Genomic DNA, 20,170 nt, shown 5'->3' on the forward strand with positions numbered 1-20,170 from the left:
CCCGCCGCGAATACAAGTTAAGGCCAACGCCTTAAACCGCAGAAATCCCATTTCAAACCACAGACTCACAAAACCTTACCAGGATTCAGAATCCCACGCGGATCAAACGCGTCCTTAACCCGCCGCATGGCGGCAATCTCCTCGGGACTCCGAGAGACCGCAAGCCACGGTCGCTTATAAACCCCAACACCATGCTCGGCAGAAATCGACCCACCGGCCTCGCCGACAAACCGATACACGAGCGCCTCAACGTCATGCGCGCTCTCCCCCCTCGCATAGGTCACGGACACACACAGATGCAGATTCCCATCCCCGAGATGCCCAAAGAAAAGCACATGCGCGCCGGGCCAGCGCGCCTCAATCGCACTCTCGCACTGAGCAACAAACGCCTCCATATGCCCATGCGGCAAGCTCACATCGAAATTAATCAAATCCGGCAGCGCATCAATAGCAAGCCCCTCGCGCAGCGTCCAGAACGCCCTCTTATCGGCTTCACTCTGCGCCAGCGCAGCATCCTCAATGAGCCCCTGCTCGAGCCAGTCCGCCAGCGCCGCCTGAAAGCGCTCCACCGTCTCCTGCGCATCGCGGCCCGCGCACTCGATCAACACCCTGAGCCCAGCATCCCCAGCAAACGGCACACGCAAATCAGCCGTATGCGCCGTCACATAGCCACAAAAGCGCGGCCACATCACTTCGAAGCTTGAAAGCTCAGGCAATGCCGCCCGCGCGACATGCAGCAAAGCAAGCGCCTGACCAAAGCTCGCCGTCACACACAGCGCCGTAGCAGGCGCCGCCATCCTCGGATGCATCCTCAACACAACGCGCGTAACCACGCCAAGCGTCCCCTCACTGCCAACGAACACCTGGCGCAAATCGTACCCCGCATTGTTCTTCAACATCTTGTTCAGCGAGGTCAGCACCGTGCCGTCCGCAAGCACCACTTCGAGCCCGAGCACCTGCTCCCGCATCGTCCCATAGCGGATCACGCGGTTGCCGCCTGCGTTCGTCGCGACGTTGCCGCCAATCTGGCACGAGCCGCGCGCGCCCAGATCCACGCCCAGCGTAAAGCCGGCCGCTTCCACGGCTTCCTGCGCGGCCTGCAACGTCGTGCCCGCCCAAACCGTGACCGTTGCCGCGTCGCGGTCGATCTCCTCGATGCCGGCAAGCCGCTCGATCGATAGCACCACATCGCTCGCGCGTGGCGCCGCACCGCCCGCAAGCCCTGTCATGCCGCCCTGCACGACCACCGGCATGTCCAGCGCATCGCACAGCGCGAGCGCGCGGCTCACCTCCTCGACGCTGCGCGGACGCACGAGCGCGAGCGGCCGCTCGCCCGGCGCCTCGCCGTAGTTCGTGAAATAGCGCTCGCCAATCGCGGCGCCGCGGCTCACGCAGTCCGCGCCAAGCACGTGCACGAGGCGCTCGACCGCCTGCGCGCACGAGTAAGTTTCTTCAGGCTGATTCATGATCCTCATGCGCTGGCGCGGCCCGGGTCCGCGTCCGTTCAGAAGTTGTGGCGAATGCCCACGCGCGCAGCCGTTTGCGTCCGGCTCGACGAGGGTTCGAAACTATAGCCGATCACCGCGTCCACGCCACTCGACGCACGCAGCCAGTCCACCGCCGCGTAAATGTCGGTGCGCTTGGAGAGCAGATAATGCGTGCCCAGCGCGACTTCGTGCCAGTGATGCCCTTCGAACGTGGTGTACTGATAGCCTGCCACGAACGAAAGCGGCGCGCTCAGCTGATAGATGCCGCCCCCTTCATAGACGCGCATCGTCGACGACTGCCCGTAGCCCTTCAGTGTCGTGTTGCTGAAATCGCCGCTCACGGTGAGCTTGCCGAAGACATACGATGCGCCAATGCCGAAGATCGATTGCGAATCGACCTGGAACGGCTTGTCCGCGTACAGGTCGGTGACGGCGCCGGTTTGCGGGTCGACAGTCGCGACCGTCTGGCCCAACATCGTGCTCACGCCAATCTGCGCGTACGGATCGACCGTGGCCAGCCCCTGCGGCTTGTTCAGGCGCGTATAGTTGCCGCCCGCCGAGAAGTCGCCAATCGAATAGGTAGAACCCACGCTCCAGGCGCTGCCGTCGTGGAAGTCGCCCGCCGTGTTGCTGAACGAGTACATGCCGCCCACCACGAGCCCGTGGTAGCTGTTGCTGACGAACTTCACCGCGTTCTGCAAGCGGTCGCCACTTTGCCGGTCGAAGTCGCCCTGGTGCACGCCGTAGCCGCTCGCGAACGCGCTCACGTTGAACGCTTCCGTGAAGTCGAACGCAAAGTCGTACTGGTTGCCGAAGGTGAGCGTGCCCCACTCGTTGCCGAGCCCCACGTAGGCCTGGCGCCCGAATAGCGCTCCGCCCTGGTTGAGCTTGCCGGTGCCCAGCCTGAAGCCGTTTTCGAGCTTGAAGACGGCCTTGTTGCCGCCGCCCAGGTCCTCCTCGCCCATGAAGCCGAGGCGGTTGCCGTAGGACACGCCGTCGTCGAACAGCCAGGCGTGCGCGCCGCCCGTGTTGCTCACATAGGTGATGCCGGCATCGATGATGCCGTACATCGTCACACTGCTCTGCGCGAATGCCGGTCCAGCCACCACTGCGCAGGCCACGCCCGCTGCCAATACTTGTTTCTTCATCGTCGAGGTCTCCAAACCTGAGTGTTGCTCTTTTGTTGATCAGCGATCGTGGGCGAGTATAAAATTTGCTGAATGAATGTTCAACCCAGGACAAAGCCGCGCAAGCCAGTTGTTTCACCCGTATTTTCCCGTATGCCGACCGATGTTGAAAAATTGTTCAATTAGCCATACCATCGGAGCGGACAGCCAGAGAACGGAGCGCCATGCGTATGAATCGACACGATCCCTTGAATCCGCATCAATTGCGTTCGGCATACGAAGGCCAAAAATCCCAGCCTTTCGATCTGGGCGCGCCGGTTGCCACGCCACTGGAGCTGCATCGCTGCACGGTTCAGCCGGCCTGGGTGGACTACAACCAGCACATGAGCGAGTCGTGCTACCTCTATGTGTTCGGCGACAATACCGATGCGTTCTTTCGCTACTTCGGCATCGACGACGAGTACCGCGAGCGCGGCCATTCCGTCTACACGGTCGAGACGCATATCCGCAACCGGCGCGAAGTCGCGCTCGGCGAGCCGCTGCGGCTGACGCTGCGCCTGCTCGACTTCGATCACAAGCGGCTGCACATCTTTCACGAGATGTTCCATGCCGAAAGCAGCACCCTGCTGGCGAGCGCCGAGCAGATGCTCATGCACGTCGACATGCGGGCCGGGCGCGCCGCGCCCTTTCCTGCCGAGATCCAGCAGCGCCTCGCCGCGATCCATGCCGCCCATAGCCGCGCCGCGCGCCCCGCCGACGCGGGCCGCGTGATTGCCATTGCGCGGCGCGACGCGCAAGCCGGAGCCCATAGCGCGGCGGCCTGAGCGGCCTGCGCGGTCACGGATCACCGATTACGACATGGCCGCATCATCTCATTCCAGACATTGAGGAGTACCACGCATGACCGAAGCAGTGCAGGATTGGACCGCACGAGCGGCAACGCTCGCCATCGAGGGCCGCGCATGGATCGACGGCGCCAGGTGCGCCGCGCACGACTCGAAGACGTACACGTGCACCAGCCCGATCGACGGCCGCACGCTCACCGAGGTCGCCTATTGCCGCGCGGCGGACGTCGATCGCGCCGTGAAGGCGGCGCGCAGCACCTTCGAGCGCGGCGTGTGGCGCACCCAGGCGCCGCGTGCGCGCAAAGCCGTGCTACTGCGCTGGGCCGAGCTCGTACGCGAGCACGCCGACGAGCTCGCACTGCTCGAAACGCTCGACACGGGCAAGCCCATCGCGGACACGACGAGCGTGGACATTCCCTCGTCAGCGTACTGCATTGGCTGGTTCGCCGAGGCCATCGACAAAACCGGCGGCGAAGTCGCGCCAGTCGGCGAGGAGTTTCTGGGTCTCGTCACGCGCGAACCCGTGGGCGTGGTGGGCGCCGTCGTGCCGTGGAATTTTCCGGCGCTGATCGCCATGTGGAAATGCGCCCCGGCGCTCGCGAGCGGCAACAGCGTCGTGCTCAAGCCCTCGGAGAAGTCACCACTCACGGCCTTGCGTCTTGCCGAACTGGCCGCGCAAGCGGGCCTGCCGGCCGGCGTGCTCAACGTGGTGCCGGGCTTCGGCGACACGGGCGCAGCGCTTGCGCTCCACAACGACGTAGACTGCCTCGCGTTCACGGGCTCGACCGCGGTCGGGCGCAAGATCGCGCGCAGCGCGGCCGACTCGAACCTCAAGCGCGTCTGGCTCGAACTCGGTGGCAAGTCGCCGCAAATCGTCCTGCCCGACTGCCCCGATCTGGAACGCGCGGCCCGTAGCGTCGCCCATGCCGTGTTCTACAACACGGGGCAGATGTGCACGGCCGGTTCGCGTCTGCTCGTGCATCGCGACATCAAGACGTCCTTCCTCGATCGCGTGCTGGCCATCGCGGCGGAGTACGCGCCAGGCGACCCGCTCTCGCCGGCCACGCGCATGGGCAGCCTGATCGACGCGGCCCAGGTGGACCGCGTGCTGGGCTATGTCGAGCAGGGCCGCGCGACGGCGCGGTTGCTGCACGGCGGACAACGCGTGCGCAGCGAAACCGGCGGGCAGTATGTCGAGCCGACGGTGTTCGATTGCGCGGACACGCAAAGCCCGATCGTGCGCGAAGAGATCTTCGGCCCCGTGCTCGCGGTGACGGCGTTCGATACTCTCGACGAAGCCATCGCGCTCGCCAACGACACGCCCTATGGGCTCGCGGCCGCCGTCTGGAGTTCCAGCCTCACGACGGCGCACGAAACCGCGCGGCGGCTGCGCGCCGGCACGGTGTGGGTGAACGGCTACGAGGAAACCGACGACATGAACTTCCCGTTCGGCGGCTTCAAGGAGTCCGGTAACGGGCGCGACAACTCATTGCACGCGCTGGAGAAATATACGGAGCTCAAGTCCACCATCGTGCGCTTGCGCTAAGACGCTGCCGATCGCGACCGCCCGCTTTCGCCGCAGAGCCGTGGCGGGCGGGCGAACGTCTGCCGGCCCGTGTCGCGCGCCCGTGTGGAGATTTGCGGCGCACGAGCAAGGCGTTCGCGAGCCACTGCAGCGCGCCGCACAGCAGCAGATAGACCAGCCCGACGAACAGGAAGATCTGCGCCGGATACACCATCAGCCGGTTGTTGAGCTGATTGGCGAGGAACGTGAATTCCGGCACGCCAACGATATAGGCCAGCGACGTATCCTTGACCAGCGAGACCCACTGGTTGACGAACGACGGCATCATCACGCGCACGGCTTGTGGCAGGATCACGGCGCGCAACGCCTGCCAGCGCGTCAAGCCAAGCGAGAGCGCCGCCTGCCGCTGCCCATCGCCGATCGATGCGATGCCTGCATGCACGGAATGCGACAGGTACGCGCCGCCGATCAGTGCCAGTGCACACACGACGGTCGCGAGGCCCGGGACGTCTATGTGCAGCAGGATCGGCATCAGGAAGAAGGTCCAGAAAATCAGCATCAGCACGGGGATCGCGCGAAAGAACGCAACCACGACCGTTAGCGCGAGATGGACGAAGCCGCGTGTCATGGCGAGCGCAATGCCGCCCGCGAGACCGATCAGCGCGGCGAGCAACGCCGAGACGACCGAAAGCACGACCGTCAATGCCACGCCGCCCAGCGGGCCGGCCGGAAACGCGCCGAGCAGCAGATAGCGCAGCGTCGGAAGCCATTCGAAGCCGGTCACGCCCGGCCTCGCTGCAATGCGCGCGTGCCGGTGCGTTGCCAGAGCACCAGCGCCACTTCGATGGCTGCGATGGCCAGCACATAGAATACGGTGGCCGTGCCGAATGCCTGAAATGTCCTGAAGCTCTCCGAATCAACTTGACGCGACATATACGACAGCTCTGCAACGCCTATCGCCATCGTCAGCGAGGAGTTCTTGACGAGGTTCATGTACTGGCCCGCAAGGGGCGGCGTCGCAATGCGCAGCGCCTGTGGCAGGATCACGTAGCGCAACGTCGCGTAGCGGCCCATGCCGAGCGCGGCAGCCGCCTGCTCTTGTGCCACGCTCACGCCACGCATGCCGGCAAGAAACTCCTCGCCGATGAACGCCGTCGTGTAGCAGGTCAATCCAACCCAGCCCGCGAACAGCTCGAAACTCGGCCAGTGCAGCGTCAGCGGGCCAAGCGTTGCCGCGTGCGGTGTGTTGAGCCAGGCCATCCAGCCTGACGGCAAAACGGCCGCCACGCCGAAGTACCAGAACAGCAGCTGCACGAGCAGCGGCGAATTGCGGAAAACGAACACGTAAGCCGCCGCCCCGCGTGCGATCGCGCCGCTGCGCGCCGTGCGCGCAACCGCCAGCGCGAAGCCCAGCGGCGTTGCGCACGAGGCCGCGCACGCGGACAGCATCAGCGTCACGAAGAAGCCGTGTTCGAGCCACGCGAGGTACTTCGGTTCAAGCCAGGTATGCATGGATCAGGCAAAGGAAAGCATTGCGCCCGACAGGATGCGGGCGCCGAAGAGGATCGCAACGCTCAACTGCTTTTTTCCGCGTCGCCAATCTTGAAGAGACGCGGCAGCGGCGCCGCGCTCTTCGGTCCGAACCACTTGTCATAGATCTGCGCGGCCTCGCCGTCCGCTTCGAGGTGTGTCAGCGTGCTGTTCACCACATCGAGCAAGCGCGTCTCGCCCTTGGGCACGCCAACGCCTTCGTAGTCGTTCGATATCGTGAAAGGCGAAATCTCGTAGTTCGCCTTGTCGGGCACGCGGGCAAGCAACGCAACGAGCTTCGGACCGTCCTGGGTAATGGCCTGCACGTTGCCCGTGCGCAGCGCGGCGAAAGCGAACGGCGTGTCGTCATAGGCGACGATCGTCGCGCTCGGGAATTTCGCGCGCACCTGCTGCTCGTTGGTCGTGCCCTTGTCGGCGCCAATGCGCAAGCCGTTCAACTGCTCCGGCGACTTGAGCACGCCCTTCTTCGCAATGAACTGCGTACCCGATGCGAAGTACGGTGTGCTGAAATCCACTTCCTTCTTGCGCTCATCGGTGATCGTGAAGTTCGCGAATACCAGATCGACCTTGCCCGACTTCAGAAACGCGATGCGGTTGGCGGGATTGGTGGGCTGGACTTCGAGTTTCACGCCGAGCCGTTTGGCCACGGCGCGCGCATAATCGACATCGAGCCCGACGATCTGGTTGTCCTTCTGATCGACAAAGCCGAACGGCGGGTTACTGTCGAACGCAGCAACGCGCAGCACGCCGGCCTTCTTGATGTCGTCCAGACGATCCGCATGCGCTGCGCTCGATGCCACGACCAGCAATACCGTCAACAGTGCAGCCGGCACTGTGCCCCAGGATCTGTTTTTCATTGTCGAGTTCCCTCATTGGTTGCGCCCGTGTGCTGCCATTGAGCACAGGCACGGGCGGAGCACACAGCCTAGCGGGGCGACGCTGGCGAGGGAACCAAGCTTTTTTCAGATCGAAAGCAAGGCTGGCGATTTGGTGGCGTGTGCGTAGCGCTATTTGCACCACCGCCCGACCGAAACTCATCGTTCTATACACGAAACGGAGCATCACGTTTTCGCGCATTGTTGCCTGGCAACTCCCATGGTCAAATGAGGTGTGCGATTTTCATTAATCCGCTGGAGCTGACGATGCAAGATTCATCCACCGGCGATCAGTCGAGCGCGTTCGTCGTGACACACCCGCTCGACCCTGAAGACGGGAAAATCACCGGGGCCATGCGCGAGATGACCCGTCCCGCCAAAGGCATGCGGCAGGGCGTCGAGTGGCGCGGCGCGTTCGACGCGATCATGGAAAGCGTGGCGCCCCACGAGGGCGTGACCGTCGAATCCGGCACGGTTGGCGGCATTCCCGGGCTTTGGATCACGCCCGAAAATAGCCGGCCTGACGAAGTGATCCTCCATCTGCACGGCGGCTGGTTCAACTTTGGATCCGCCCATGCATTCCGCCATCTCGTCGGCCAGATCGCCGCAAGGAGCGGTGCAAAAGCCTTTGTCCCGGATTATCGGCTGGCGCCCGAGCATCCCTTTCCGGCCGGCGTGAGCGATGTGCTCGCCTGCTACCTTGGGCTCGACGCGAGCGGCTTTGCCCGCATTGCGGTGACGGGCGACTCGGCGGGCGGCAATCTCGCCTTGGGCCTCGTTTCGCGCATCGCCAGCGGAGAAGTCGCCACGAGGGCCATACTCGCAGGCGCGGTTGCGTTGTCACCCGTTACGGATTTGACGCTCTCGGGTCCCACGTACGAAACGCGCGCAGACGCCGATCCGCTTTTCACGCGCGCACAAGCATCGGAATTCGTCCAAGCCTACTTGCGGGACGCCGACCCCAGGAATCCGCTGGCCTCGCCGCTCCACGCAAGCGTGACCGGCTTGCCGCCCGTGCTCGTGCACGTGGGAGACGATGAAGTCCTGCTCGACGATTCGCGCCTGTACGTTCAACGCGCCGTCGCCGCGGGCGTGGATGCGCGAGTGGACGTCTGGCTGGGCATGCCGCACGGATTCCACGGCAGCGTCGGGAAGTTGAAGGCCGCGACACAGGCGCTCGATGACATCGGCGCGTTTCTTACGGGGAGACTGCAATCGGCTAGCGGATCGTGAAGCCGCTGGAATCGATCGATTGGAGGCGCCGCTAGATAACTGGCCGTATCAGCGCCCCCAATCGCAATTTCGTTACTTAATGACCTCACAAACGGCGCGCCGCAAAGTCTTCGCGTACGCTCAGAAGAAGTGCATGACGCCAACGTAGCCGCCTTGCTGGTTGTGCCCCGGCAACGGCAAGGAGTCCGTAGTTTCAACCGGGAACGAAGACTGCTTGCCGTTGAACATGGCGCCGAGCGTCAGGTAGAGAAAGGTGCGCGCCGAAAGGTTGTAGGTGGTCCCGAGCGCCCCGAGGTTGCCGGTGCCGCCGCCGTGATTGACGTTGCCGTGATACCAGCCGGCCTGGAACGCCAGCGCGGGCGTGGCCTGCCAGGAGGCACCGAGCCACTCCTGCTGGCTGCGCGTTGCCGCAAACGGATTGAAGGTAGTCGCGACCGTATCCGATCCGGACGAAACCAGCTGCTGATAGCCGGTAAAGAACTTGACGGGCCCGAGCGTATAGGTGCCGCCGATCATGTACTCCCGCGAAGCCGAGTACAGATCGGAGAATTTCCCGTTGGCATCGCGGATTTCCTCGTATACCCCGTACGCCGCAAAACTCGCGACGGTGTACTGCGCGCTCACGCTGAACTGGCGGTTACCCCGGAAGTTGCCCGCCTCGCCACCCAGGCCATTTTGCACACGGAACGAGAAGCCCGCCCACTTCGGCGAATTGTAGGTCACGACGTCTGGCCGTGGCCCCCACGCGCGTCCGTAGGCGAAGTTAGCAATGCCGGTCCCGACCTGCTCGCCCAGCGGGTCGATGTACCAGCCGGTTTCGTCGGTCAGGCTCATGGCCCGGCCTAACCAGAGGCTGCCGAGCTTGTCGTAGGACAGCCCGACATACGCATCGCGGGTAAAGATCGTGTCCGCTGGAATCTCGCCCGTGCCGGATGTGAAGAGGCTCTCGAGCTTGAAGACGGCATGCAGGCCGCCGCCAAGATCTTCATCGCCTTTCAGGCCGAACCAGCTGTACCCGTACTGATTGCTGCCGAACCGGAAGTTATTCTTCGATTCGCCGTCCGGGGTCGCCACGTTGGTCACGTAGTCGAAGCCAGCCGCAATGCGCCCGTACAAGGTCACGGAGCTCTGCGCGTTCGCATTGCAGATCCCGATGGTTGCCAAGGCCACAAACAATGCCAGTTTTTTCATTTTGTCATCCTCAACGAAAGTAATCTCCATGAACCATGCGGAGGCCTCTTTGCGGGCCATACCGTAATGAACATCGCACTACTAATTACGAACCGACATTTCAAGCTCTGATCGATTCGCGTCTGACGCTACCCCTTGGACTTGCGCAGCGTGCGCAGGAATTCCGGAAGATGACGCACCACCGTCGCCAGCAGAATCGCACTGGCCTGAACGAGGAGCTGAACCGCGGGGCCCGCGCCCAGCGCCAGCACGAGCTGGCCGAGTTGCGCCATGAACAGTGCGGCCGCCGCGCTGGCGACGACACTGCCTCTGCCGCCCGTGAACGGCGTGCCGCCGACCACGACGGCCGCGATCGCCGGCAGCAGATAGTCGTTGCCCGACGTTTGCGACGCGCTGCCGATGAATCCGGCGAGCAGCATGCCTGCCGCGGTAAAGCAAACGGCCGAGACGAAGTACGCCCCAATCCGGTACTTCAGCACGTTGACGCCTGCGGCTTCGGCCGCGCGCGGGTTCACGCCCACGGCAACGAACCGGCGCCCGACCGTGGTCTTGCGGGTAATGATCCACGCGCTCGTCACGAACGCGAAGGCGAACCAGACGTTCGCGGGGAGGCCCAGGAACTGGGCGTGCGAGAGGGTTTGCACGACGGTTGGAACGTCCACCGGAACGTTGCCGGTCAACGAGCGTGCGCAGCCAATCAGCAGCGCGTTGACGGCAAGCGTCGCCACCAGCGGCGTGATCGCGACCCGCGAGATCAGCGCGCCGTTGATGATGCCAACGACCCCGCCGACGCAAACCGTGAAGATGACGGCAAGGACAACGGAATTGAACGCGAACCCCGTTCTGGCCATCACGATGCCGGCAAGCGAGACCATGCCAATGGCCGACATATCGAGCCCGCGTTGCTGGATCACCAGCGTCTGGCCCGTCGCGACGATCGCAAGAATGCCGGCGAACGGCAGCATCGCGAGTATCGAGCCTCGCGTCATCGTGCCCGGCGCGACGATCGAGCTGCAGACGAAGAGCAGGACCAGCCCGATCCAGATCCACGAGAATTCATCGACGGCGGGCAGCCGTACTGGCTTTGCTTTCGATTTCGACTTGGAGGGCTCAAGGAATTCCGACATGACTTCCGCCTGATTGTGCATTGAATGTCTCATTTCGCCACCACCATTTCTCTGCTCTTCGAATAGAGCGCGACCGATGCGAGGATCATCCCGCCGAGGAGGTACGACTGCCACGAGTCCCCGATATCGAGGAACGATGTCACTACGTTGACCTGAATGATCAGCAGCGCGCCCAGCAGCGAACCCACGAAGGAACCGCGTCCGCCAAACAGGCTGGCCCCGCCGATCACGACCGCCGCGACGCTGCCGAGCGTGTAGTTGATGCCGGCGCTGGGGTCGCCGGAGCCCACCTGCGCCATCATCGGCACGGCAGCGAGACCGGCAAGGAACGAGCACCCCATGTACGCCGCGAGCTGCGTCAGTTGCGGGCGGGCGCCGGACATGCGCGCCGCTTCCACGCGGGAGCCCACGCCGCGCAGCGTGAGACCGGCCCTCGACTTGTACAACGCGATCTCGAGCACGACGGCCATCACAATGGCCACGATCGCGACAACGGGCACGAAGCCGAGCTGGCTGCCGATGGCCTCCACGATGGGATCGGCGATGAGGCCGCCCGGCACCGGGCGCAGCAGCAACGACACGGCCTGAAGCGCCATATACGTCGCGAGCGTCGCCACCATCGGATGCAGGCGGAACGGGCCGACCAGCATCCAGTTCACGAACCCGACCGCGAGGACGACGAGCAACACGATCCCCCATCCCGAGAACTGGTGGGCCAATGAGGCGCCATCGTTGAGGAAAAACGACTGGATCACGACGATCAGCCCCATGAGCGGCCCGACCGAGAGATCGATGCCGCCCACCAGCATGAGCGTCTGCTGCCCGTAGGCGACGATGGCGAGCGTCGCCACGAGCGCCAGCATGCCGCTCAGGTTTCGCGCGGAGAGGTAGGCCGGATTGACGTGCGCCGCATACAGGCCGAGTGCGCAGACTGCAACGGCCAGCATCACGAGCGGCGCCCAATCGCCGGCCGCCCACTTCCAGAGCCCGGAGATCGTGGAAGCGCCCTTCTCCCGTTCCGTCGTGGCGGTCAGGACGGCCTGCGTGATGTTGTTCTCGCTAACGGCGTTCTCGCCCAGTTCCTTGACGACGTGGCCGCGCGAGAAGATCAGCACGCGGTCGCAGAGTCCCGCCACCTCGTGCGCATCCGAGGACACCACGATCACGGCGGTGCCGGCCGCCGCGGCCTCGCGCAGCACCTTGTAGATCTCCATCCGTGCGCCAATGTCCACGCCCTGGGTCGGCTCGTCGACGAGCAGCACCTTGGGATGGCTGGCGAGCACGCTCGCCAGCACGAGCTTCTGCTGGTTGCCGCCCGACAGGCTGCGAATGGGCGTGTCGATGGAGGGGGTCTTCACAGCGAATCGCGTCACGGCGTCTCGCGCGCGCCTCGCTTCGCTGCGCGGATTCACCCACCCCTTGATGGCGTCGAATGGCAGGCTGCGGATCGAAAAATTCTCGCGCACCGACAATTCGCCGAAGATGCCCTCGCGATGGCGGTCGCCCGGCAAATAACGGATGCCCGCATCGGCCGCCGCCTGCGAGTTGTGAAGCTTCGCGGCCACGCCGGCCACCGTGACGCTGCCACGGCTGCGCGTCTGTCCCGCGAGCGCTCGCATGAACTCGCGCTGGCCGTTGCCGTCGATTCCCGCGAGTCCCACAATCTCGCCTTGCTTGACCCGAACCGAGATGTCGGTAAAGCCCGCGCCACGCAGCCTGGCCACGTCGAGAATGACGCCTGCGTCGCCCGTGTTGCCCTTGGCCGGGAAGTCGCGGTCGAGCGCGCCGCCCACGATCAGCTCGACGATTTCCTGTTCGCTGAGGCCCGCGGCCTCATAGGTGCCCTGGCCCTGGCCGTCGCGCAGCACCGTGAGGCGATGCGCGATTCTCTGCACCTCACGAATCCGGTGCGAGATGTAGACGACCGCGCAACCCGAGGCCGTGATCTTGCGGATGCGCTCGAACAGACGGTCGACGTCGTCCGTCAACAGATGCTCGGTCGGCTCGTCGAGGACCAGCACCCTGGGCTTCGCGGCCAGCGCCTTGACGATCTCGACGATGAACCGCTGCTCGGGGCCAAGGCTCACCACGCGCTCGTTCGCGTCGATCGCCACATCGCCGCTCCATTGCTTCAGGAGCCCTCGCGCCCACGCAGCAACTTCGATCAACGAAGGACGCTGCTCGACAGGCACGCCGAGATAGAGGTTCTCCGCCACGGTCAGGTCCGGCATGAGCGCCGGTTCCTGGCGCACGATAGCCAGCCCCAGGCGGCGTGCCTCTTCGGTGTCGCCGCGCGTCTCCTTGCCGTCGATCACGACGCGCCCTGTCTCCGGCACGAGGGCGCCGGACGCGACGGCCATGAGCGTGGATTTGCCCGCCCCGTTCTCGCCGACGAGCCCGTGCACCTCGCCCTCGACCACCGAGAACGTCACGTTGTCGAGCGCCCGGACTCCGGGGAAGATCTTGGTGACACCATCGATCTGCAGCAGCGTTTTCTGGTCATTCATGATTCGTCTCGAACGATTACTGGGCAAAGACTTCCTTGAGCTTGGCGGCAGGAAGTGCGGAGGTGAGATCGGCATCGGGCGGCGCGGACGGATCGCACTTCGGCTCGAGGCCCTTGGCGCTGTCCGCGTAGACGAAGGGCAGAATCGAAGGCGACTCCTTGTCGGCCGTTCCCTGATACGCCGCCACACCCTGGCGCACGGCAAAGCGCACGTATGAGGTCGTGCCATCGAGGGTGTAGTAGGGGAACGGCGTGCCCGTCTTCTTCGCCTGCAGATAGTGGCAGTTGAGCTCGTTGTCGCTCGCGATCGTCGCGATGGCGGGGACCGCGAGATGCGCCTGCTCGAATGCCTTGATCGCAGCCAGCGCGGTGGTGCCGGAGTCGGTCACGATGGCGTCGATCTTCGGATACTGCGCGATGAGACCGGCCGTGGCCTTCTGCGCGTCCACGGGGTTCCAGTTCGTCACGACGAACTGGTCGCTCAGCAACTTGAGGTTCGCGTACGGCTTGAGGCCCGCCTTGAGGCCGTTGAGGAAGTTCTGCGAACTCGCGGCGCCTGGCGAGCCGCCCAGGAACACCACATTCCCCTTCTTCACCGTGGTCCCGAGCCAGTTCGCCCACAGCACGCCGATCTGATTCGTATCGCCCACCACGTTGACGACGTAATCGCGGCCCGGAGTGCCCGCGAGCTGAGCCGAGTACGGGACGACCGCGACGCCCGCCTTCATGGCCGAGCGCATTGAAGGCAGCTGCACCGCGCCGAAGTCGGGCAACAGAATCAGGACGTTGACGCCCTGCGCGACCATGCTGTTGATATCGGAGCTTGCCTTCTGCGGGTCGCCATTGGCGTTGCTATAGATGATCCGCTTGACGTTCTTACAGCGGCTGAGCTCGTCTTTGGCTTCGGCGAGCCCGGTCTTGCGCCACGTATTGCCGCCGTAGCCGTCGGAGATGCCGACGATCATCGGCTTGGTGCCGCACATAGGCGTGATGTCGCCTTGATGGTTGGTCACGGAGTCGCCAGCCGCCCAGGCGGCCGTGCCGACGGTGCAGGCGCCGCACACCACGGCAATCTTCGCGAGTGCGCCAATGAATGGCTGCGCTGCACGGCCACCCTGCCTGCCGGAGGCGGCGTTCATGAATTCGCGCGTGTCTACCGTGTTTCGCGTGGCAGCCAGCCAGGACTTGAGCGAGTCGAACATGTTGATCATCGATGTCGTAGTGAAATATGAGCAATGCCCCGATTGCCAGCATTGCTATGGTGTACGAAACATTGTCAAACGAATGTGCCGCCTGATTTCCCGCCTGCTCTATCTGCACCCGGATCGATTAGCCAAGACCTTGATTCCCGCGATGGATGCGGATCGACAGCTTGAACAGCGCAATGCGATAGAGCGAAAATAAACAGACGAATGCAGGTCGAGGGGTGACTTGCCGATACATCATTCAAATACGATGATGCTATGCGCGATTGATTTATATCGAATGATGTGTTTTGGAATGACCAAAGTCAAGAGCCCTGGGGAATCTCCCTAGGGCCAGTTATTAGCGTGAACAGGCCCTGGACATGTGCCGCGGGCGACGGATGTCACATGGGTGTCGTCTCAAGACGGTACCGGCAGCGGCTGTGGCTGTGGCTGCGGCTGAAAGCGGCGAGGCTAGCGCAACGGACCCGGCGGGAGGCGGCCGGTCATTGCGCGTCGGGCGCGTATTTGCCGGCGAAAATCGACTTCACGAGTGCTACGTACTCCGAAACCATCAGCGGATTGCTGCTCTTCATGCCCGCCGTATATTCCATCTCGGCGCCGAACATCGCGGGCGCCGACATCAGCGCCAGGAAGAGGTAGTGGATCAGGATCGGATTGCCCGGCGGCAGGCATCCCGCCTGCTGCGCGTCGCGAATCTCCGGGAGCAAGTGGGCCAGCAGCGGCGTCAGAATGTGCTCCGCCAGCCAAGGCAGACGCGGATTGCCGGGCCACTTCTCGCGGGCGAGAAATTGATGGAACAGCGGATGCTCGATCGTGAATTGCAGGAAGCTCACGTACTCGCTCATCAAGCGGTCGAACACCCCTGACGCTTGCGAGCGATCGGTGTTGCGCTCCCACAGGCTCCGGATGGTCGAAAAGAGATCTTCGGCCACGGCCTGCCACAGTAAATCCTTGCTCCGGTAGTGATGCGTGACCGTGGTGTGAGGCAGATTCACCCGCGCCGCAATCTCCCGGATGCTCGCGGCCTCGAAGCCCTTCTCGGCGAACTCGGCCAGCGCGGCATCGATGATCGCGCGCCGGGTATCGATCGAGCGCTGCTGCTCCCGGCGCAATCTGCCCGCCGGCCGCGGCTCGCCGGGGGATTTTCCGGCCCCGGACGGCGCGTTCACAGCCGCGCCGCCTGCCGCCTCTTCCCGCGTTGAGCGGACCGCGCGCTCCTTCTTCGGAGCCGATTCAGACGTCTCTTTCATACACGCTTCCTTGCACGTTCCTGGCGGGCCAGTCTGCCCGCTCGGCTCATAAACCGTACGGACGTTCATTTTATCACGAGCGACCAGGCGCACTTTCACTCCAGGGTTTTCACCACTAATTCATTAAACCGTACAAGTGTACGTTATAAAAAAGCGACGACGAACCCGGCCTGGATGCGGGGCCGGACCGTTGGCGCCATTGCCCCTGCTTCCCCCAACCTGACAGGAAATCGACATGACCACCCAAACGTCCGCGGCCGTCCTCCGGGAACCACATGGCTCCTTCACGCTCGAGAATCTGGTGCTCGACGACCCGCGCCCCGACGAGGTGCTCGTCAGGATAGCCGCCAGCGGGATCTGCCAGACCGACGCGCATTTCCGCGACCAGCTGATGCCGATCGAATTGCCGGCCGTGCTCGGCCATGAGGGCGCGGGCGTGGTCGAACGCGTCGGCAGTGCGGTGACGTCGGTCGTGCCGGGCGACCACGTCGTGCTGTCGTTCAACTCGTGCGGCCATTGCGATGCCTGCGGCACCGGGCATCCGGCCTACTGCGACCACCTCGTGCAGATGAACTTCGCGGGCACCCGCGCCGACGGCACGCCGGGACTCGCCGATGCCGACGGCACCCCGATCCGCGGGCGCTTCTTCGGTCAGTCGTCGTTCGCCACCTTCAGCCTCGCGAACGAACGCAATGTCGTGAAGGTTCCGCGCGACCTGCCGCTCGCGGTGCTCGCCCCGCTTGGCTGCGGCTTTCAGACCGGTGCGGCCGCCGTGCTCCACACGCTCGACGTCCCAGAAGGCGCATCGATCGCAGTCTTCGGCGTTGGCGCCGTCGGGCTCGCGGCGATCATGGCGAGCAAGATTGCGCGCGCCAGCAAGATCATCGCCATCGACGTCAACGAGGAGCGGCTGCAGCTCGCGCGCGAGCTGGGCGCCCATGTCGCGATCAACGCCCGTTCGGCGGACGTGGCCGCCGAGATCCGCAGCGTTACGCCGCGCGGCGTCGATTTCGTGCTCGACACGAGCGGGCGCAAGGAGAGCCTCGAAGCCGGCGTGGCCGCGCTCGCGATCATGGGGAAATTCGGCTTCGTCTTCTTCAGCCCCGCTGCGGGCGCGCTGCTCGACGCGTCGCGGCTGAGCGCCGGGCAAAGCCTGCAAGGGATCATCCAGGGGGACGCCACACCTCAGGACTTCATCCCCCGGCTGATCGAGTTCTACCGCGCCGGCGCGTTCCCGATCGACAAGCTGATTCGCTTCTACGAACCGTCGCAGATCAACGAGGCGTTCGCCGACGTCGCCCGAGGGGAAACCATCAAGCCCGTGATCCGGTTCGCGGCATAGCAGACCATCACTAGCGGCGGATCTGCCCGCATGAAAAACCATCAGGACTATTGATTTATTGATCTAGTGATCGAGGAGAAGAAATTGTTCATTCCACCGTCTTTTGAGCAAAGCAAGGCCATTGCCGCGCAGATCGACCACGACCGTGTCTACGGACACCTGATCGGCAACGAATGGGTCGGCGGCGACAGCGGGCAGCTGATCGAGTTGCATAACCCCGCGACGCGCGAAGTCGTCGGCAAGATCCAGGCCGGCAATGCGCTCGACGTTGATCGGGCCGTTCGCGCAGCGAAGGCCGCCTTTCCGGCGTGGTCGTGCACCGAGCCGCTCGAACGCCAGCGGCGGCTGCTCGAAATCGCGGCCCGGCTGCGCGAGCGCCAGGCCGAATTCGCGGTCATGGAGTCGCTGAACAACGGCAAGACGCTCATCGAAGGTCTGCTCGACGTTCAAAACGCCATCGAGCAATTCGAGTTCTACGCGGGCCTGACGCATCTGCGGGGCGAGGTGCTCGACTTCCCCGGCAGCATCGCGCTCACGCATCGCGAACCGATCGGCGTGGTCGCGCAGATCATTCCGTGGAACGTCGCGCTGCTGATGGCGGCGCTGAAGCTCGCCCCCGCGCTGGCCGCGGGCTGCACGGTGGTGCTCAAGCCCGCCGAGACCGTCTGCCTCTCCGTGATGGCGCTCGCCGAGGAATTGAAAGATGTCTTGCCGCCAGGCGTCGTCAACGTCGTGACCGGTTATGGACGCGAGGTCGGCGAGCGTCTCGTCACGCACCCGGACGTGCGCAAGGTGTCCTTCACCGGCTCCCGCGCGACCGCCCAGAAGATCATCGAATATGCGAGCCAGTCCATCATTCCGCAGACGATGGAGCTGGGCGGCAAGTCGGCCAATATCGTTTGCGACGATGCCGATCTGGACGCCGCCGCGGAATCCGTCGTGATGTCGACCGTGCTGAACAAGGGCGAGGTGTGTCTCGCCGGCAGCCGTGTGTTCGTGCATCGCAAGGTGCGCGACGCGCTGCTCGAGAAGGTGACCGCGCTGCTCGCGCGCATCCGCTACGGCAACCCGCTGGACCCGGCGACTCAGATTGGCGCCGTGTCGTCGGAGGTGCAGTTCGACCGCGTGATGGGCTACATCGAGGCCGGCAAGCGCGAAGGCGCGCAGGTCGCCTTCGGGGGCGGCCGCGCGCGCGTCCCGGGCCTCGGCGACGGCCTCTTCATCGAGCCGACGCTGTTCACGGGCGTGCAGCGCGAGATGACGATCTTCCGCGAGGAAATCTTCGGCCCCGTCACCACGGTGATCGACTGGGAAGACGAAGCCGACATGATCGACGCCGCGAATGACAGCCTCTACGGTCTCGCAGGCGGCGTGTGGACGCGCGATCTGAACCGCGCTCACCGGATCGCCCGCGCGCTCGAAACGGGCACCGTGTGGGTCAACCGCTACTACAACACGCGGCCGGGGATGGCGCTTGGCGGCGTCAAGCAAAGCGGCTTCGGGCGCGAGAACACACATGAGACGTTGTCCCACTACACGCAGCTGAAGAGCGTCGTCTTGAACCTGGCGGAAGGTCCGCTCGGATTGTTCGCGCCGCCCGCCCCTTCGGCCTGACGTGACGACGCGCAGGCCACGACAACCCATGAGGCATGACATGACAGACAAATTGAGCATTGCAATCGTAGGCGGCGGGATCGCCGGGCTGGTGACTGCCGCGGCGCTGCGGGAATCGGGACACGACGTGTGCGTCTATGAACAGGCGGACGAGTTCAGGGAAATCGGCGCGGGCGTGACGCTGCATCCGAACGCGACACGGCTGCTCGAGAAGCTGGGCTTCGGCGACGCGCTGCGCAAGATCGGCTCGCCGACCGCCGGCGTCCGGCTGATGAGCGCCGCCGGCGTGCCGATCGAGACCGGCGGTGCACGAGGCAGCGTGCCGTTATCGGACGCCGGTCAAGGCTACAACGTCCACCGCGCGGAATTCCTCGACATCCTGGCGCGTGCCGTGCCCGCGTCGAACTTCCGGCTCGGCCACCGTTGCGCTGACCTGATCGAGGACGATGACGGCGTGACGCTCACGTTCGAGAACGGCGCGCGCGTGACTTGCGATCTCGTGATTGGGGCCGACGGCATTCGCTCGGTCGTACGGCAGCGCATCGGACTCGACGTGGCGGCCACCAGCGAGGGCGTGATGGCCTATCGGGGACTCGTGCCTGTGGAGAAGCTCCCGTGGGCGAGCGATGCACAAGGCCTGTACCTGTGGATGGGCGCCGGGCGCAGCTTCCTGTGCTATCCGGTTTCGGCGGGCACGATGATCAACATGGTCGCGTTTGTTCCGACGGACCGCGATTCTGCGGAATCGTGGTCGGCGCTTGGCGATCCTGGTGCGCTCGCAGCCGAATATCGCGGCTGGGATGAGCGTGTCGGGCAGACGATTGCTGCGCTCACCGAGACCTACGTTTGGGGCATTTATGATCGGCCTTCGCTGCCGTGCTGGACGACCCGGCGCGTGACGCTCATGGGCGATGCTGCGCATCCGATGGTTCCTCATCTTGGGCAAGGCGCCGGTCAGGCGATTGAGGACGCGTATACGCTTGGTGTCCTGCTTAAAGGGGCTCGTGCCGGGAATCTCGCTGAGCGACTCGCTAGCTATGAGCGACTGCGGCGTGAGCGTACCGCTCGTGTGCAGGCCGTTGCCCGGCAGGCGGGGCAGTTTTATCGCACTGACTTTGGGGATGCGGCGCAGCGTGATGCCGCGATGAGCGCCTGGACTAAGGAAGTGCGGTGGATTCTTGAGCATGATGCTGGTGCTGGTGCTGGTGCTGCCGCAGTTGCGGAGATTGGATGAAGCCTTAGCTCATCGGTGTCCTTATTTTTTAGGCGCTTTTGCGCGTTGGCCTTAA

Annotated in this window: 17 protein-coding genes; 7 read left to right on the top strand and 10 right to left on the bottom strand. The window is 64.3% G+C overall.

Annotated features, from left to right (window positions below; all coding sequences use genetic code 11):
• Positions 1-65: 65 nt before the first annotated feature.
• Positions 66-1,466, bottom strand: a complete 1,401-nt coding sequence (locus BO1_RS44465; protein WP_043288933.1) for an FAD-binding oxidoreductase — start codon at positions 1,464-1,466, stop codon at positions 66-68.
• Between the two features lie 38 nt (positions 1,467-1,504).
• The gene (locus tag BO1_RS44470; protein ID WP_028223092.1) at positions 1,505-2,635 is read right to left on the bottom strand and encodes a porin; all 1,131 of its coding nucleotides are present in this window, start codon (positions 2,633-2,635) and stop codon (positions 1,505-1,507) included.
• A gap of 209 nt (positions 2,636-2,844) precedes the next feature.
• Between BO1_RS44470 and BO1_RS44475 the strand changes: the two genes are divergently transcribed.
• Together BO1_RS44475 and BO1_RS44480 are read left to right on the top strand one after the other, a co-directional pair.
• On the top strand, positions 2,845-3,438 hold the full coding sequence (locus BO1_RS44475) for a thioesterase family protein (protein WP_028223093.1): 594 nt from the start codon (positions 2,845-2,847) through the stop codon (positions 3,436-3,438).
• 76 nt (positions 3,439-3,514) lie between these two features.
• Positions 3,515-5,005: an aldehyde dehydrogenase gene (locus BO1_RS44480; RefSeq protein WP_028223094.1), complete on the top strand. Its 1,491-nt coding sequence runs from the start codon at positions 3,515-3,517 to the stop codon at positions 5,003-5,005.
• Here the strand turns inward: BO1_RS44480 and BO1_RS55395 are convergent.
• The 3 genes from BO1_RS55395 to BO1_RS44495 all read right to left on the bottom strand — a co-directional run bounded on the left by BO1_RS55395 (position 4,977) and on the right by BO1_RS44495 (position 7,392).
• Entirely contained in the window at positions 4,977-5,768 is a 792-nt protein-coding gene (locus tag BO1_RS55395) for an amino acid ABC transporter permease (RefSeq protein WP_084688765.1), read from the bottom strand. The genes BO1_RS44480 and BO1_RS55395 overlap by 29 nt on opposite strands.
• Entirely contained in the window at positions 5,765-6,496 is a 732-nt protein-coding gene (locus BO1_RS44490) for an amino acid ABC transporter permease (RefSeq protein WP_028223095.1), read from the bottom strand. Before BO1_RS44490 ends, BO1_RS55395 begins: the two co-directional genes overlap by 4 nt.
• Positions 6,497-6,558: 62 nt before the next feature.
• A complete protein-coding gene (locus BO1_RS44495) occupies positions 6,559-7,392 on the bottom strand; it encodes an ABC transporter substrate-binding protein (RefSeq protein WP_028223096.1) in 834 nt (277 codons plus the stop codon).
• A gap of 285 nt (positions 7,393-7,677) precedes the next feature.
• On the opposite strand from BO1_RS44495, the gene BO1_RS44500 reads away from it, so the two are divergent.
• Entirely contained in the window at positions 7,678-8,643 is a 966-nt protein-coding gene (locus tag BO1_RS44500; protein ID WP_028223097.1) for an alpha/beta hydrolase, read from the top strand.
• Between the two features lie 120 nt (positions 8,644-8,763).
• Here the strand turns inward: BO1_RS44500 and BO1_RS44505 are convergent, their stop codons facing one another.
• The 4 genes from BO1_RS44505 to BO1_RS44520 form a co-directional block, all read right to left on the bottom strand.
• Positions 8,764-9,834 carry a porin gene (locus tag BO1_RS44505; RefSeq protein ID WP_028223098.1) on the bottom strand — a complete coding sequence of 357 codons (1,071 nt, stop codon included), beginning with the start codon at positions 9,832-9,834 and terminating at the stop codon, positions 8,764-8,766.
• 128 nt (positions 9,835-9,962) lie between these two features.
• Positions 9,963-10,961 carry an ABC transporter permease gene (locus tag BO1_RS44510; RefSeq protein WP_245644077.1) on the bottom strand — a complete coding sequence of 333 codons (999 nt, stop codon included), beginning with the start codon at positions 10,959-10,961 and terminating at the stop codon, positions 9,963-9,965.
• A 29-nt stretch (positions 10,962-10,990) separates the two neighbouring features.
• Entirely contained in the window at positions 10,991-13,468 is a 2,478-nt protein-coding gene (locus tag BO1_RS44515) for an ATP-binding cassette domain-containing protein (RefSeq protein ID WP_028223100.1), read from the bottom strand.
• Between the two features lie 16 nt (positions 13,469-13,484).
• Positions 13,485-14,606 (bottom strand): substrate-binding domain-containing protein, encoded by a 1,122-nt coding sequence (locus BO1_RS44520; RefSeq protein WP_156992758.1) that lies wholly within the window; start codon positions 14,604-14,606, stop codon positions 13,485-13,487.
• Here BO1_RS44520 and BO1_RS59925 point away from each other — a divergent pair.
• Positions 14,605-14,871, top strand: coding sequence for a hypothetical protein (locus BO1_RS59925; protein WP_156992759.1), 267 nt, complete (start codon positions 14,605-14,607; stop codon positions 14,869-14,871). The two genes, BO1_RS44520 and BO1_RS59925, sit on opposite strands and share 2 nt — an antisense overlap.
• A 286-nt stretch (positions 14,872-15,157) precedes the next feature.
• Here BO1_RS59925 and BO1_RS56745 read toward each other — a convergent pair whose 3' ends face one another.
• Positions 15,158-15,925 (bottom strand): TetR/AcrR family transcriptional regulator, encoded by a 768-nt coding sequence (locus BO1_RS56745; RefSeq protein WP_028223102.1) that lies wholly within the window; start codon positions 15,923-15,925, stop codon positions 15,158-15,160.
• Between the two features lie 235 nt (positions 15,926-16,160).
• On the opposite strand from BO1_RS56745, the gene BO1_RS44530 reads away from it, so the two are divergent.
• The 3 genes from BO1_RS44530 to BO1_RS44540 all read left to right on the top strand — a co-directional run bounded on the left by BO1_RS44530 (position 16,161) and on the right by BO1_RS44540 (position 20,115).
• On the top strand, positions 16,161-17,267 hold the full coding sequence (locus tag BO1_RS44530; RefSeq protein WP_028223103.1) for an NAD(P)-dependent alcohol dehydrogenase: 1,107 nt from the start codon (positions 16,161-16,163) through the stop codon (positions 17,265-17,267).
• 84 nt (positions 17,268-17,351) lie between these two features.
• Complete coding sequence (locus BO1_RS44535; protein WP_218002866.1) at positions 17,352-18,881, top strand: aldehyde dehydrogenase family protein; 1,530 nt, start codon at positions 17,352-17,354, stop codon at positions 18,879-18,881.
• Between the two features lie 40 nt (positions 18,882-18,921).
• Complete coding sequence (locus BO1_RS44540) at positions 18,922-20,115, top strand: FAD-dependent oxidoreductase (protein ID WP_052409837.1); 1,194 nt, start codon at positions 18,922-18,924, stop codon at positions 20,113-20,115.
• The last annotated feature ends 55 nt before the right edge of the window (positions 20,116-20,170 follow it).

The organism is Paraburkholderia oxyphila NBRC 105797, assembly GCF_000685075.1.
GTDB classification, from domain to species: domain Bacteria; phylum Pseudomonadota; class Gammaproteobacteria; order Burkholderiales; family Burkholderiaceae; genus Paraburkholderia; species Paraburkholderia oxyphila.

Excerpts from the sequence above, each read along its gene's own strand:
- BO1_RS44465 (WP_043288933.1), bottom strand. The coding sequence starts at position 1,466 with ATGAATCAGCCTGAAGAAACTTACTCGTGCGCGCAGGCGGTCGAGCGC.
- BO1_RS44470 (WP_028223092.1), bottom strand. The coding sequence starts at position 2,635 with ATGAAGAAACAAGTATTGGCAGCGGGCGTGGCCTGCGCAGTGGTGGCT.
- BO1_RS44475 (WP_028223093.1), top strand. The coding sequence starts at position 2,845 with ATGAATCGACACGATCCCTTGAATCCGCATCAATTGCGTTCGGCATAC.
- BO1_RS44480 (WP_028223094.1), top strand. The coding sequence starts at position 3,515 with ATGACCGAAGCAGTGCAGGATTGGACCGCACGAGCGGCAACGCTCGCC.
- BO1_RS44490 (WP_028223095.1), bottom strand. The coding sequence starts at position 6,496 with ATGCATACCTGGCTTGAACCGAAGTACCTCGCGTGGCTCGAACACGGC.
- BO1_RS44495 (WP_028223096.1), bottom strand. The coding sequence starts at position 7,392 with ATGAAAAACAGATCCTGGGGCACAGTGCCGGCTGCACTGTTGACGGTA.
- BO1_RS44500 (WP_028223097.1), top strand. The coding sequence starts at position 7,678 with ATGCAAGATTCATCCACCGGCGATCAGTCGAGCGCGTTCGTCGTGACA.
- BO1_RS44505 (WP_028223098.1), bottom strand. The coding sequence starts at position 9,834 with ATGAAAAAACTGGCATTGTTTGTGGCCTTGGCAACCATCGGGATCTGC.
- BO1_RS44510 (WP_245644077.1), bottom strand. The coding sequence starts at position 10,961 with ATGTCGGAATTCCTTGAGCCCTCCAAGTCGAAATCGAAAGCAAAGCCA.
- BO1_RS44515 (WP_028223100.1), bottom strand. The coding sequence starts at position 13,468 with ATGAATGACCAGAAAACGCTGCTGCAGATCGATGGTGTCACCAAGATC.
- BO1_RS59925 (WP_156992759.1), top strand. The coding sequence starts at position 14,605 with ATGAATTCGCGCGTGTCTACCGTGTTTCGCGTGGCAGCCAGCCAGGAC.
- BO1_RS44520 (WP_156992758.1), bottom strand. The coding sequence starts at position 14,606 with ATGAACGCCGCCTCCGGCAGGCAGGGTGGCCGTGCAGCGCAGCCATTC.
- BO1_RS56745 (WP_028223102.1), bottom strand. The coding sequence starts at position 15,925 with ATGAAAGAGACGTCTGAATCGGCTCCGAAGAAGGAGCGCGCGGTCCGC.
- BO1_RS44530 (WP_028223103.1), top strand. The coding sequence starts at position 16,161 with ATGACCACCCAAACGTCCGCGGCCGTCCTCCGGGAACCACATGGCTCC.
- BO1_RS44540 (WP_052409837.1), top strand. The coding sequence starts at position 18,922 with ATGACAGACAAATTGAGCATTGCAATCGTAGGCGGCGGGATCGCCGGG.